The sequence below is a fragment of the Bacillus sp. 16GRE42 genome (assembly GCF_019837435.1).
Lineage (GTDB): Bacteria > Bacillota > Bacilli > Bacillales > Bacillaceae_G > Bacillus_A > Bacillus_A wiedmannii.
Genome location: NZ_JADAXF010000004.1, coordinates 382,781 through 396,695, shown reverse-complemented (window position 1 = coordinate 396,695; position 13,915 = coordinate 382,781). Strand labels below are relative to the sequence as shown.

The following is a 13,915-nucleotide window of genomic DNA, read 5'->3' as shown; positions in this document are numbered from 1 at the left end:
ACAGCTTTATTAAAAAATATGTTGTTGTATAACAAAAAACTGTTGACTGAATGCTCACTCATTATATAATGAAGATAGGGGAAAAAATTCAGAAAATTATATGTTTTTGAAGATTCTAAAAAAGAAAGAGGGCTTACAAAGAGAGGGGTAGCATAAAAATGAATAGCTTACTGATCATTAATTGGCTGGCTGCCATTGCTGTTATTGCTTATGCGGGATATTTGTTTGTGTATCTTATACGGACGAGGATGGCCTACATACAGTTAGGAAAAAAAATTGAATTTGACCGTCGTTTTAAAGAGCGTTGGGATCTCCTTAAGGTCAATGTTTTCGGTCAGAAAAAGCTGCTGAAAGATAAGAAGAGCGGCATTATTCACGTTATGTTCTTTTACGGATTTATTCTTGTCCAATTTGGAGCAATTGACTTCGTTTGGAAAGGACTCGCACCAGGATCACATCTTCCACTTGGACCACTATACCCTGCATTTACATTCTTCCAGGAAATTGTCACACTTGTTATTTTAATTGCAGTCTTTTGGGCTTTTCATAGACGTTATGTTGAGAAGCTAGTTCGTTTAAAACGTAATTTCAAATCAGGCCTTGTTCTTATCTTTATTGGTGGCTTAATGATTTCTGTGCTACTCGGTAATGGGATGGGAATTATATGGCACGGCGAGGAGCTTTCATGGAGTGAACCAATTGCTTCTGCAATCGCTTACGTTTTCTCGGGAATAAATGAAACCGCAGCCATTTCTGTGTTCTATTTCTCTTGGTGGGTGCATTTACTAATTTTGTTAACGTTTTTAGTGTATGTTCCACAATCAAAACACGCGCATTTAATTGCGGGACCAGTTAACGTTTTCTTCGGTCGTCTTTCAAATCCAGGGAAACTTGAAAAGATTGACTTTGAAGATGAAACGCAAGAAACATTTGGTGTTGGTAAAATCGAAGACTTTAGACAAAATCAGCTTATTGATTTATACGCTTGCGTAGAGTGTGGTCGCTGTACAAATATGTGCCCGGCAACAGGGACAGGGAAAATGTTATCGCCGATGGATTTAATTTTAAAACTTCGTGATCATTTAACTGATAAAGGAGCAGCAGTGACATCAAAAGCACCGTGGGTTCCAGTAGTTGCCTTTAATAATACACAAGGAAATCAGTTAGCGATGATGGCAGCTGGGAAAGGGCAACAAGAATCAGCAGCTACAACGCTTGCTTACGATCCGAGTTTAATCGGAGATGTTATTACAGAGGAAGAGATTTGGGCTTGTACAACGTGCCGTAACTGTGAAGATCAGTGTCCGGTTATGAATGAGCATGTTGACAAAATTATTGATTTACGCCGCTATCTCGTTTTAACAGAAGGAAAGATGGACGCGGAAGCGCAGCGTGCGATGACAAACATCGAGCGTCAAGGGAATCCGTGGGGACTGAACCGTAAAGAGCGTGAAACTTGGCGCCAAGGTGATGATGAAGTAACAGTTCCAACTGTAAAAGAAAAATCGAAAGCTGGCGAGGAGTTCGAATATTTATTCTGGGTTGGTTCAATGGGATCATATGATAATCGTAGTCAGAAGATTGCAATATCGTTTACGAAGTTAATGAACGAAGCAGGCATTTCATTCGCGATACTTGGTAATAAAGAAAAGAATTCTGGAGATACACCGCGACGTCTTGGAAATGAATTTGTCTTCCAAGAGATGGCGACAAAGAATATCGAGGAATTTGAAAAAGCAGGAGTGAAGAAAATCGTTACGATTGATCCTCACGCTTATAACACATTTAAAAATGAGTATCCAGACTTTGGTTTGCAAGCAGAAGTCTATCATCATACAGAATTGTTAGCTCAGTGGGTGAAAGAAGGACGCTTAAAACCCGTTCACGCTATTGAGGAAACAGTTACGTACCATGATTCCTGTTACTTAGGAAGATACAACGAAGTATACGAAGCGCCACGCGATATTTTGAAAGCAATTCCTGGTGTGAATCTTGTAGAAATGGCACGTAACCGTGAAACTGGAATGTGCTGTGGCGCAGGTGGTGGCTTAATGTGGATGGAAGAGACAGCAGGTTCACGTATTAACGTTGCTCGTACAGAACAAGCACTAGCTGTAGAGCCATCTATTATCGGTACAGGTTGTCCATATTGCTTAACGATGATTAGCGATGGGACGAAAGCGAAAGAAGTAGAAGAGAAGGTTCAAACTCTTGATGTAACAGAGATTTTAGAACGCTCTGTTATCGGACAGAAGAAAGAAGCGATGTAATTTGTAGGAATGAATACAACTTTAGAGAGAGGTGCAATCATTGCACCTCTTCTCAACGTAAGAACACCGAGCGAGCGCTCGGTCCTAAAAAAAGAGATGGGGGAAATAAATATGAGTAAAACAGTTATTTTAAGTGCTGCAAGAACACCGGTTGGGAAATTTGGAGGATCTTTAAAAGACGTGAAGGCAACAGAACTTGGGGGAATTGCAATTAAAGCAGCGCTTGAGAGAGCAAATGTTTCTGCTAGTGATGTTGAGGAAGTTATATTTGGAACAGTTATTCAAGGTGGACAGGGACAAATTCCATCACGCCAAGCTGCGAGGGCTGCTGGAATCCCTTGGGAAGTACAGACGGAAACAGTGAATAAAGTTTGTGCATCAGGGCTTCGTGCGGTTACGTTAGCGGATCAAATTATTCGTACTGGCGATCAATCACTAATTGTAGCTGGCGGTATGGAGTCTATGAGTAACAGTCCTTACATTTTACGAGGTGCAAGATGGGGATACAGAATGGGTAACAACGAAATCATCGATTTAAACGTTGCTGACGGCTTGACATGCGCATTTTCAGGTATACACATGGGTGTTTATGGCGGAGAAGTTGCGAAGGAAGATGGAATCTCTCGCGAAGCGCAAGATGAATGGGCATATCGTAGCCATCAGCGTGCGGTTTCAGCGCATAAAGAAGGACGTTTTGAAGAGGAAATCGTGCCAGTAACGATTCCGCAAAGAAAAGGCGATCCTATCGTCGTTGCAAAAGATGAGGCACCGCGCGCGGATACAACGGTTGAAAAATTAGCGAAATTAAAACCTGTATTTGATAAGACGTCGGCAGTGACAGCGGGTAATGCTCCTGGACTAAATGATGGCGGTGCTGCGCTTGTATTAATGAGCGAAGACAGAGCGAAGCAAGAAGGAAGAAAGCCATTAGCGACAATTTTGGCACATACAGCAATTGCAGTGGAGTCTAAAGATTTCCCAAGAACGCCAGGTTATGCAATTAACGAATTGTTGAAAAAAACAGGCAAGACAATTGAAGATATCGATTTATTCGAGATTAATGAGGCATTTGCAGCGGTAGCAATTGCAAGTACAGAAATCGCAGGAATTGACCCAGACAAATTGAATGTAAATGGCGGCGCTGTAGCAATGGGGCATCCAATCGGAGCAAGTGGAGCGCGTATTATCGTTACACTTATCCACGCACTGAAGCAGCGCGGCGGCGGAATTGGAATTGCTTCTATTTGTAGCGGTGGCGGTCAAGGTGACGCAATTATGATTGAAGTTCGTTAATTTACGTGTAGGTGATTTTTGATTTATTAACAATTTATATTAAGGGGGAAGAAAGAATGGGTGTACAAAAAATAGTTGTAATTGGTGCAGGACAAATGGGTTCGGGAATCGCACAAGTATGTGCAATGGCAGGATATGATGTGAAGGTACAAGATTTAAAACAAGAGCAATTAGACAGAGGATTGGCTATTATTACAAAAAACTTAGCGCGCCAAGTAGAAAAAGGACGCATGAAGGAAGAAGAGAAGGAAGCGACGTTAAATCGCCTTACAGTAACGCTTGATTTAGATTGTGTGAAGGAAGCGGATCTTGTTATTGAAGCGGCTGTTGAGAAAATGGATATAAAAAAGAAAATCTTTGCGAATCTAGATGAAATTGCTCCAGATCACGCAATTTTAGCGACGAATACGTCATCTCTACCAATTACAGAAATTGCAGCGGTAACGAAACGCCCAGAAAAAGTAATCGGCATGCATTTTATGAATCCAGTTCCAGTTATGAAACTTGTTGAAATTATTCGTGGTTTAGCTACAGATGATGAGGTGTACGAAACAATTGAAGATATTACGAAAAAAATCGGGAAAGTGCCAGTTGAAGTAAATGATTTCCCAGGATTTGTATCGAACCGTATTTTATTACCGATGATTAACGAAGCGATCTATACGTTATATGAAGGTGTAGCGACGAAAGAAGCGATTGATGAAGTAATGAAACTAGGTATGAATCATCCGATGGGACCACTTACATTAGCTGATTTTATCGGTTTAGATACATGTTTATACATTATGGAAGTGTTGCATGAAGGATTAGGAGATAGTAAATATCGCCCATGTCCATTATTACGCAAGTATGTGAACGCAGGATGGTTAGGACGTAAAACAGGCCGTGGTTTCTACGTTTACGAATAAAGTCCTCCTTTTATTAAAATAGTGGTCTTACCAAATTATTAAAAAGATATATAGCAAACGGAGGCGGAGTACATGAATTTTCATTTTACCGAAGAGCAACAAATGATGAGGAAAATGGTTCGAGATTTTGCGCAGAAGGAAATTGCTCCCTTTGTTCCTAGTATGGAACAAGGGGTGTTCCCTAAAGAGATTTTGCAGAAGATGGGTGAGCTTGGACTAATGGGTATTCCAGCGCCTGCAAAATATGGCGGGGCAGAAATGGATTTTATTTCTTACATTTTAGCAATTGAGGAAATTTCAAAGGTAAGTGCAACGGTTGGTGTAATTTTGGCTGTACATACGTCAGTTGGAATGAACCCGATTTTATATTTTGGAACAGAAGAACAGAAGCAGAAATATGTTTCTAAACTTGCGACTGGTGAATATTTAGGTGCATTTGCATTAACAGAACCAAATGCAGGATCAGATGCAGGGAGTTTGAAATCAAGAGCTGTAAAGAAAGGCGATCACTACATTATTAATGGATCGAAAGTATTTATTACAAATGGCGGTGAAGCAAGTACATATATTGTATTCGCTTCTACAAATCCAGAGGCAGGAAAAAGTGGGATTTCTGCATTTATAGTAGAGAAAGATACACCGGGCTTAATTATCGGCAAAGATGAGCATAAAATGGGACTTCTTGGTTCTCGCACGGTACAACTTACGTTTGAAGATATGAAAGTGCCAGCCGAGAATTTACTTGGTGAAGAAGGACAAGGATTTAAGGTGGCAATGGCGAATTTAGATGTTGGACGAATTGGAATCGGAGCGCAGGCATTAGGAATCGCGGAAGCGGCGCTTGCATGTGCGATTGATTATGCGAAAGAGCGTGAGCAATTCGGCAAGCCAATTGCGGCGCAGCAAGGAATCGGATTCAAACTTGCAGATATGGCGACTAGCGTAGAAGCAGCACGACTACTTGTATACAGAGCAGCATCGCTAAGGGCGCAAGGATTACCATGCGGTAAAGAAGCTTCTATTGCGAAATTATTCGCTTCTAAGACGGCTGTTGAAGTTGCGATTGAAGCGGTGCAAGTATTTGGCGGTTACGGTTATACGAAAGACTATCCGGTAGAACGATTTTTCCGTGATGCGAAAATCACGCAAATATATGAAGGAACGAGTGAGATACAGAAACTTGTTATTAGTCGAGCTTTATAAAAGGACAAGGGGGAGACGGGAATGCATTTTAAACTATCAGAAGAACATGAAATGATAAGAAAAATGGTTCGGGATTTTGCTAAGAACGAAGTAGCACCGACGGCAGCTGAGCGTGATGAAGAAGAGAGATTTGATCGTGCACTATTTGATCAAATGGCAGAGCTTGGTTTAACCGGCATTCCGTGGCCTGAAGAATACGGCGGAATTGGAAGCGATTACTTAGCGTATGTAATTGCTATCGAAGAATTATCTCGTGTTTGTGCTTCAACAGGTGTAACGCTGTCTGCACACACTTCACTTGCTGGTTGGCCAATTTTTAAATTTGGAACGGAAGAACAAAAGCAAAAGTTTTTACGACCGATGGCAGAAGGAACGAAAATTGGCGCATACGGTTTAACGGAACCAAGTTCTGGTTCAGATGCGGGCGGAATGAGGACAACTGCGAAACGAGATGGAGACCATTACATTTTAAATGGATCGAAAATCTTTATTACAAATGGCGGTATTGCTGATATTTATGTTGTTTTTGCGTTAACTGATCCCGAATCGAAGCAGCGTGGTACGAGCGCGTTTATTGTGGAAAGTGATACACCAGGATTTTCAGTTGGGAAGAAGGAAAGCAAGTTAGGGATTCGCTCTTCACCAACAACTGAAATTATGTTCGAAGATTGCCGTATTCCTGTAGAGAACCTACTCGGGGAAGAGGGCCAAGGATTTAAAGTTGCGATGCAAACATTAGATGGCGGCCGTAATGGTATTGCCGCGCAAGCAGTCGGTATTGCGCAAGGGGCTTTAGATGCTTCTGTAGAATATGCAAGAGAGCGTCATCAGTTTGGGAAACCTATTGCGGCGCAGCAAGGAATTGGCTTTAAACTTGCAGATATGGCAACGGATGTGGAGGCGGCGCGTCTTCTAACATACCAAGCGGCTTGGCTTGAATCGGAAGGGCTTCCGTATGGGAAAGAGTCAGCGATGTCAAAAGTATTTGCAGGCGATACAGCGATGAAGGTGACGACTGAAGCGGTACAAGTATTTGGTGGTTACGGTTATACGAAAGATTATCCCGTAGAGCGTTATATGCGCGATGCAAAGATTACACAAATATATGAGGGAACACAAGAGATTCAAAGGCTTGTAATTTCTCGTATGTTAACGAAGTAGGATCAAAGGCGTAGGTATTTTCCTACGCTTTTTCCTTCCAAAAAATAATAGGGAGAGGTGAAGGGGATGGTTAAACATAATGTACATGCGTCCGTGAAAGATGAAAAATTAGTTGCGTTAAGACGTGAACAAATGATTAAAGGTGCGGTGCAATTGTTTAAGCAAAAAGGGTTCCCGCGTACAACAACGAGAGAGATTGCGAAGGCGGCTGGGTTTAGTATTGGAACACTTTATGAGTACATTCGTACAAAAGATGATGTTTTATATTTAGTTTGTGATAGTATTTATGAACATGTAAAAGAAAGATTAGAGGAAGTAGTGTGTACAGAGAAGGGAAGTATAGAAAGCTTAAAGATAGCGATAACGAATTATTTTAAAGTGATGGATGAATTGCAAGAAGAAGTATTAATTATGTATCAAGAGGTACGTTTTTTACCGAAAGAATCACTCCCATATGTATTAGAAAAAGAGTTTCAAATGGTCGGGATGTTTGAGAATATTTTAGAGCAGTGTACAGAAAATGGGACATTTACATTAAATAAAAAAGAGATACAGCTTCTTGCACATAACATTTTCATACAAGGACAAATGTGGGGATTTAGACGTTGGGCCCTGCAAAAACTGTATACGCTTGAAGAATATACAGAAATGCAAATTAGGTATGTACTGCAAGGAGCGCATATGTTTCCGAAATAAGGAATAGACAAATTATAATTTTATTACCATATTAAAGTTTCCCGTTTTTTTTGTAGCATATTTGTGCGACTTTTGTTTATAATGAATAGTATGGATTTTTTTAAGCAGACCGTTATATATAAGGTTATATTTGAAGAAAGGAAGTGCCGCATAAGTGAATTTTAAGCAATATTCACCAGAAGAGCTAAAAGAATGTTCAATGATTGAAGTTGTACATAGCGTTTTAGGGGATAAAAGACAAGCAACGACATTCAACGAGTTGGTTCGAGAAATCGCTCAAGTGCTGGGACTATCTCAAGAGCAAGTTAATGCGAAACTCGCACAATTTTATACAGATTTAAACATCGATGGACGTTTCATTAATTTAGGAGAAAATCGTTGGGGGCTACGTAGCTGGTACCCATATGAGCAAATTGATGAAGAAATCTTACCTCAGCCAAAACCGAAGAAGAAACGTAAAGTTGAAGAGGACGGTTTTGACGACTACATCGAAGAAGATGAAGACTTCGAAGATGCAGACGCAAATGAAGAAGAGGTAGAAGATTTGGACAAGGTTCTTGAAGAAGAAGACGGAGATGACGATGATCTTGATGATTTAGATGAAGATGATGACGATGACTTCGCCGAAGAAGAACTTGAGTACGATGAAGCTGAAGCTGAAGAAGAAGAAGAGGAAGAACTGTAGTTCTTGACTTTTCATTATCGTCCATGTAGAATCATTTTTGGGCTCTTTAAAAAAGGACGATAATACTTTTAAAGTGTAAATATAAAAGAAAATTGCTCCCTACTTATTACTTTATGTGATGAGGGGAGCAATTTTCTTTTTTGTTTTTTGTTTAGAAAATAAAAAGAGTCTAACAATAAGATGGATACAGTGTTATCTACATACGTTGCGCTTTGCAACGGTGATTATATAACAGCAAAATAGGAGGGAGCTTTTTCATGACTAAGTATATTTTTGTAACAGGCGGTGTAGTATCGTCTTTAGGAAAAGGTATTACAGCAGCATCTCTTGGAAGACTTTTAAAAAATCGTGGTTTAAACGTAACGATTCAAAAGTTTGATCCATACATTAACGTAGACCCAGGGACTATGAGCCCATACCAACACGGTGAGGTATTCGTAACAGATGATGGTGCAGAAACTGATTTAGACCTTGGTCACTATGAGCGTTTCATCGACATCAACTTAAACAAATACAGCAACGTAACAACAGGTAAAATTTACTCTTCAGTTCTTCAAAAAGAGCGTCGTGGTGAATACCTAGGAGGAACAGTTCAAGTTATTCCTCACATTACTAACGAAATTAAAGAGCGTGTATATCGTTCTGGTCGCGAAACAAACGCGGACGTTGTTATTACAGAAATTGGTGGAACTGTTGGTGACATCGAGTCTCTACCATTCTTAGAAGCAATCCGTCAAATTAAGAGCGACATCGGTCGTGACAATGTAATGTACATTCACTGTACGTTAATCCCGTACTTAAAAGCAGCGGGTGAAATGAAAACAAAACCAACGCAACATAGCGTTAAAGAGCTTCGCAGCTTAGGTATTCAACCAAATATTATCGTTGTTCGTACAGAATTGCCTGTTTCTCAAGATATGAAAGACAAGCTTGCATTATTCTGTGACATTGATACAAAAGCAGTTATCGAAGCACGCGATGCAGATACTTTATATGCGGTTCCATTATCTCTTCAAGAGCAAAATATGGACCAAATCGTTTGCGATCACTTAAAATTAGACAATCCAGCTGCAGATATGACAGAGTGGACTGCGCTAGTTAATAAAGTACGTAACCTTTCTAAGAAAACAAAAATTGCTCTTGTTGGTAAATACGTAGAGCTTCAAGATGCATACATTTCTGTTGTAGAAGCACTTCGTCATGCGGGTTATTCATTCGACACAGATGTAGAAGTGAAATGGGTAAACGCTGAGCACGTAACACCAGAGAACGTACAAGAATTAGTTGGTGACACAGACGGTATCCTTGTACCTGGTGGATTCGGCGATCGTGGTGTAGAAGGTAAAATCGTTGCAATTCAATATGCTCGTGAAAACAAAGTTCCATTCTTAGGAATTTGCCTAGGTATGCAACTTGCATCAATCGAATTTGCACGTAACGTATTAGGATTAGAAGGAGCTAACTCTTCTGAAATTAATCCTGACACACCTTATGCAATCATTGACTTATTACCAGAACAAAAAGATGTAGAAGACTTAGGTGGCACACTTCGTCTTGGTCTATATCCATGTAAGCTTGCTGAAGAAACAAATGCTTACAATGCTTACAACGAGCCGGTTGTATATGAGCGTCATCGTCATCGTTATGAGTTCAACAATCAATTCCGTCCGGATATGGAAAAAGCAGGATTTGTATTCTCTGGTACAAGCCCAGACGGTCGTCTAGTTGAAATCATTGAATTAAAAGACCACCCTTGGTTCGTGGCAGCACAGTTCCATCCAGAACTTGTATCTCGTCCAAACCGTCCACAACCATTGTTCCATGACTTCGTAAGTGCTTCTATTACGAATAAAGAGAGCAAGTAATAAAAAAAGCGCCTGAAATAGGGCGCTTTTTTTAATATTCATTTAACATTTCATCGATTGTAAATTTGATCCCGTGATATGCAAATAAAGCTACCATTAAACTTGGGAATCCGTAGCGATTGCCTTCATCGTCTGGAATAAGACCTTTTAACAGCTTTGTATCAATATGTACATCTGTATATTGTTCTAGTGATTCAGTACCTTCTTGAATAGCAGAGATGCCGACAATAGAGTGTCCATCAGCTTGAAGTTTTTTTGCCATTGCTACAACTTCTTCATCTGTTGAAAAACGGCTAATAAGAAGTACACGATCTGCAGAAGTTACTTCTACTTCTTTACCATTTTCAAATAATCGTTTTGCTTGCTTCATTGGTTCAGCACCGAATAATGCTTCAGCGACAACGCCCTCCATTTCATTTGTACCATGTAAATAAATGAAACCGTCGCCAACTAATGCTTGAGCAAGTAGACGGGCACTATCTTCTATATTCATTTCTTCTTTTTGAGAAACCCTGGAGAAATAACCACTTAATTGAGTTGAAAAAATTTTTAACATAATGTTACTCCCTTTCGTACGTGTTTATCGGCTTTCATTATAGTTTATTTTTTTAGAAAGGTGAAATCGAAGGGTAGCATAACAAAATAGGAAACGGTAAAATAAGAAAGAATAGGAAGGGATTTGCCAAAGAATAGCGAAAATTAATCGTTAAGATATAAGAAGCTTTAAATCTTGTATTTACACAGAAAGGTTGGGAGTTATGGAAGGTAAAATTTTAATTGTTGATGATCAATATGGCATTCGTGTGTTATTACATGAAGTGTTCCAAAAAGAAGGTTATCAGACATTCCAAGCAGCGAATGGATTTCAAGCTTTAGATATCGTGAAAAAAGATAATCCAGATTTAGTAGTGTTAGATATGAAAATTCCAGGTATGGATGGTATAGAGATTTTAAAACATGTAAAGGAAATTGATGAGAGTATTAAAGTAATTTTAATGACTGCTTATGGAGAGCTTGATATGATCCAAGAAGCGAAAGATTTAGGAGCTTTAATGCACTTTGCTAAACCGTTTGATATTGATGAGATTCGTCAAGCGGTGAGAGAACAGCTTGCTGTAGAGGCGTAAAAAATGAATTTTTTATAAAAAATATGGAAAAAAGCGTTTACATGGACTATTGAGCAGGTGAATACGGTTGAGTTTTTGAGTACAAGTTGTTATCCTATTGAGTGTAGAAAAAAGTCCGGTATGTAAATATACATATTTTACCTTATTCTGGTCATACTACCAGCGATAAGAACTTATCGGATACAAAAAACGTTTTTTAGGAGGATTCACCATGCCTTTAGTTTCTATGAAAGAAATGCTAAACACAGCACTAGAAGGAAAATACGCAGTTGGTCAATTCAACATGAACAACTTAGAGTGGACTCAAGCTATCTTAGCTGCTGCGGAAGAAGAAAAATCTCCTGTAATCCTAGGTGTATCTGAGGGTGCAGCTCGTCATATGACTGGTTTCAAAACAGTTGTAGCTATGGTTAAAGCTTTAATCGAAGAAATGAACATCACTGTTCCTGTAGCGATTCACCTTGACCATGGTTCAAGCTTCGAAAAATGTAAAGAAGCAATCGATGCAGGTTTCACATCTGTAATGATCGACGCTTCTCACCACCCATTCGAAGAAAACGTTGAAACTACTAAAAAAGTAGTAGAATACGCACACGCTCGTAACGTATCTGTTGAAGCTGAGCTTGGAACAGTTGGCGGACAAGAAGACGACATCATCGCTGAAGGCGTAATTTATGCTGATCCAGCAGAGTGTAAGCACCTTGTTGAAGCAACAGGTATCGATTGCCTAGCTCCAGCTTTAGGTTCTGTACACGGTCCTTACAAAGGTGAGCCTAACTTAGGATTCGCTGAAATGGAACAAGTTCGTGACTTCACTGGCGTACCTTTAGTATTACACGGTGGTACTGGTATCCCAACTGCTGATATCGTAAAAGCTATTTCTTTAGGTACTTCAAAAATTAACGTAAACACTGAGAACCAAATTGAGTTTACAAAAGCTGTTCGTGAAGCATTAAGCAAAGACCAAGAAGTTTACGATCCTCGTAAATATATTGGACCTGGCCGCGAAGCTATTAAAGCAACTGTTGCTGGTAAAATGCGTGAATTCGGTTCTAACGGTAAAGCGTAAGAATAAAATTCCGTTTTGGAAACCGTCTAGTCTTTTAGACGGTTTCCTTTCGTTGTATAATGAAAGCGTGAACAAGTCTAAAGATTTTTATCATTTTGCTTTTGAAATAGAAAATAATGTGCATAGTCCTATTAATAAATGTGATAATGTATCTAAATTGATAAAGTAAATTCGATAAATAGTTAATCTTTATCTATTCGTACTACTGGAGAAATGAGGATAATGGTTTCCTATTTATTGAGTTTTAGGGTGGAAAGAGTGATTGAGATTCTTAAGGGGAGCTTTCTATAAAGATATAGAAAGTAAATACATTCACAAGAAGGGAGCTCAATATGGAAAAATTGCTAATTGAAGGCGGAAGAGCTTTAAATGGAACAATTCGAGTGAGTGGTGCAAAGAACAGCGCCGTTGCACTAATTCCAGCGACAATTTTAGCAGATACTCCAGTAACTATTGGTGGTGTCCCTAATATTTCGGACGTGAAAATGTTAGGAGACTTGCTAGAGGAAATTGGAGGAAGAGTAACTTATGGACAGGAGGAAGAGATGGTAGTCGATCCTTCTAACATGGTTGCAATGCCTTTACCGAATGGAAAAGTGAAAAAATTGCGTGCTTCTTATTATTTAATGGGTGCGATGCTTGGCCGTTTTAAAAAAGCTGTTATTGGGCTTCCGGGTGGATGTCATTTAGGACCGAGGCCGATTGATCAGCATATTAAAGGGTTTGAAGCGTTAGGTGCACATGTTACGAATGAACAGGGTGCGATTTATTTAAGAGCAGATGAGCTACGCGGGGCACGTATTTATTTAGACGTTGTTAGTGTAGGAGCTACAATTAATATTATGCTAGCAGCTGTGCGAGCGAAAGGTAGAACTGTTATTGAAAACGCAGCGAAAGAACCAGAGATTATTGATGTAGCTACATTGTTAACGAGCATGGGTGCACGCATTAAAGGTGCTGGAACAGATGTAATCCGAATTGATGGTGTGGATTCACTGCACGGTTGTCACCATACGATCATTCCGGATCGTATTGAAGCGGGTACGTATATGATTTTAGGAGCTGCATCAGGAGGAGAAGTAACGGTTGATAATGTGATTCCTCAGCATTTAGAGTCAGTTACAGCGAAGTTAAGAGAAGCTGGTGTCCAAATTGAAACGAACGATGACCAAATTACAGTGAACGGTAATAGAAGGTTAAAAGTAGTTGATATAAAAACGCTTGTATATCCAGGATTCCCAACAGATTTACAACAACCATTTACGACGCTTTTAACAAAGGCACACGGAACGGGTGTTGTAACGGATACGATTTACGGCGCACGCTTTAAACACATTGATGAATTACGTCGTATGAATGCACAAATTAAAGTGGAAGGTCGTTCGGCAATTGTAACTGGTCCAGTTTTATTGCAAGGTGCAAAAGTGAAAGCGAGTGATTTACGAGCTGGAGCGGCTCTTGTTATTGCAGGGTTAATGGCGGATGGAATTACAGAAGTAACTGGACTTGAGCATATTGATCGAGGTTATGAAAATATAGTAGACAAGCTTAAAGGGCTTGGCGCAAACATTTGGCGAGAACAAATGACAAGTCAAGAAATTGAAGAGATGAAGAACGCATAAGTGATACTTCCGCAAG

The 13,915-nt window shown here is 39.7% G+C and carries 12 protein-coding genes; 11 read left to right on the top strand and 1 reads right to left on the bottom strand.

Features of this window, described 5'->3' with window-relative positions:
* The first annotated feature begins 158 nt into the window (after positions 1-158).
* The 8 genes from ILS93_RS22505 (at position 159) to pyrG (ending at position 10,081) form a co-directional block, all read left to right on the top strand.
* Entirely contained in the window at positions 159-2,270 is a 2,112-nt protein-coding gene (locus tag ILS93_RS22505) for a (Fe-S)-binding protein (protein WP_222661294.1), read from the top strand.
* A gap of 9 nt (positions 2,271-2,279) precedes the next feature.
* On the top strand, positions 2,280-3,563 hold the full coding sequence (locus tag ILS93_RS22500) for an acetyl-CoA C-acetyltransferase (protein WP_222661292.1): 1,284 nt from the start codon (positions 2,280-2,282) through the stop codon (positions 3,561-3,563).
* A gap of 56 nt (positions 3,564-3,619) precedes the next feature.
* Positions 3,620-4,471 (top strand): 3-hydroxybutyryl-CoA dehydrogenase, encoded by an 852-nt coding sequence (locus ILS93_RS22495; protein ID WP_048566720.1) that lies wholly within the window; start codon positions 3,620-3,622, stop codon positions 4,469-4,471.
* A 72-nt stretch (positions 4,472-4,543) separates the two neighbouring features.
* Positions 4,544-5,674 carry an acyl-CoA dehydrogenase gene (locus ILS93_RS22490; protein ID WP_001009066.1) on the top strand — a complete coding sequence of 377 codons (1,131 nt, stop codon included), beginning with the start codon at positions 4,544-4,546 and terminating at the stop codon, positions 5,672-5,674.
* Between the two features lie 21 nt (positions 5,675-5,695).
* Positions 5,696-6,835, top strand: a complete 1,140-nt coding sequence (acdA, locus tag ILS93_RS22485; RefSeq protein ID WP_000545531.1) for an acyl-CoA dehydrogenase AcdA — start codon at positions 5,696-5,698, stop codon at positions 6,833-6,835.
* Positions 6,836-6,901: 66 nt separating this feature from the next.
* Positions 6,902-7,531 carry a TetR/AcrR family transcriptional regulator gene (locus ILS93_RS22480; protein ID WP_000238598.1) on the top strand — a complete coding sequence of 210 codons (630 nt, stop codon included), beginning with the start codon at positions 6,902-6,904 and terminating at the stop codon, positions 7,529-7,531.
* 154 nt (positions 7,532-7,685) lie between these two features.
* Positions 7,686-8,216, top strand: coding sequence for a DNA-directed RNA polymerase subunit delta (gene rpoE, locus ILS93_RS22475; RefSeq protein ID WP_064476095.1), 531 nt, complete (start codon positions 7,686-7,688; stop codon positions 8,214-8,216).
* 257 nt (positions 8,217-8,473) lie between these two features.
* Positions 8,474-10,081, top strand: coding sequence for a CTP synthase (pyrG, locus tag ILS93_RS22470; protein WP_000170450.1), 1,608 nt, complete (start codon positions 8,474-8,476; stop codon positions 10,079-10,081).
* A gap of 31 nt (positions 10,082-10,112) precedes the next feature.
* Here pyrG and ILS93_RS22465 read toward each other — a convergent pair whose 3' ends face one another.
* Positions 10,113-10,637: a DUF2529 domain-containing protein gene (locus ILS93_RS22465; RefSeq protein ID WP_064476097.1), complete on the bottom strand. Its 525-nt coding sequence runs from the start codon at positions 10,635-10,637 to the stop codon at positions 10,113-10,115.
* A 202-nt stretch (positions 10,638-10,839) separates the two neighbouring features.
* Between ILS93_RS22465 and spo0F the strand changes: the two genes are divergently transcribed.
* The 3 genes from spo0F to murA all read left to right on the top strand — a co-directional run bounded on the left by spo0F (position 10,840) and on the right by murA (position 13,899).
* Positions 10,840-11,208, top strand: a complete 369-nt coding sequence (gene spo0F, locus ILS93_RS22460) for a sporulation initiation phosphotransferase Spo0F (protein WP_000398593.1) — start codon at positions 10,840-10,842, stop codon at positions 11,206-11,208.
* A 211-nt stretch (positions 11,209-11,419) separates the two neighbouring features.
* Positions 11,420-12,277: a class II fructose-bisphosphate aldolase gene (locus ILS93_RS22455; protein ID WP_048542703.1), complete on the top strand. Its 858-nt coding sequence runs from the start codon at positions 11,420-11,422 to the stop codon at positions 12,275-12,277.
* Between the two features lie 332 nt (positions 12,278-12,609).
* Entirely contained in the window at positions 12,610-13,899 is a 1,290-nt protein-coding gene (gene murA, locus ILS93_RS22450; protein ID WP_064476098.1) for a UDP-N-acetylglucosamine 1-carboxyvinyltransferase, read from the top strand.
* Positions 13,900-13,915 lie beyond the last annotated feature (16 nt).

Excerpts from the sequence above, each read along its gene's own strand:
- pyrG (WP_000170450.1), top strand. The coding sequence starts at position 8,474 with ATGACTAAGTATATTTTTGTAACAGGCGGTGTAGTATCGTCTTTAGGA.
- ILS93_RS22465 (WP_064476097.1), bottom strand. The coding sequence starts at position 10,637 with ATGTTAAAAATTTTTTCAACTCAATTAAGTGGTTATTTCTCCAGGGTT.
- ILS93_RS22455 (WP_048542703.1), top strand. The coding sequence starts at position 11,420 with ATGCCTTTAGTTTCTATGAAAGAAATGCTAAACACAGCACTAGAAGGA.
- ILS93_RS22480 (WP_000238598.1), top strand. The coding sequence starts at position 6,902 with ATGGTTAAACATAATGTACATGCGTCCGTGAAAGATGAAAAATTAGTT.
- spo0F (WP_000398593.1), top strand. The coding sequence starts at position 10,840 with ATGGAAGGTAAAATTTTAATTGTTGATGATCAATATGGCATTCGTGTG.
- acdA (WP_000545531.1), top strand. The coding sequence starts at position 5,696 with ATGCATTTTAAACTATCAGAAGAACATGAAATGATAAGAAAAATGGTT.
- ILS93_RS22490 (WP_001009066.1), top strand. The coding sequence starts at position 4,544 with ATGAATTTTCATTTTACCGAAGAGCAACAAATGATGAGGAAAATGGTT.
- ILS93_RS22495 (WP_048566720.1), top strand. The coding sequence starts at position 3,620 with ATGGGTGTACAAAAAATAGTTGTAATTGGTGCAGGACAAATGGGTTCG.
- ILS93_RS22500 (WP_222661292.1), top strand. The coding sequence starts at position 2,280 with ATGAATACAACTTTAGAGAGAGGTGCAATCATTGCACCTCTTCTCAAC.
- ILS93_RS22505 (WP_222661294.1), top strand. The coding sequence starts at position 159 with ATGAATAGCTTACTGATCATTAATTGGCTGGCTGCCATTGCTGTTATT.
- murA (WP_064476098.1), top strand. The coding sequence starts at position 12,610 with ATGGAAAAATTGCTAATTGAAGGCGGAAGAGCTTTAAATGGAACAATT.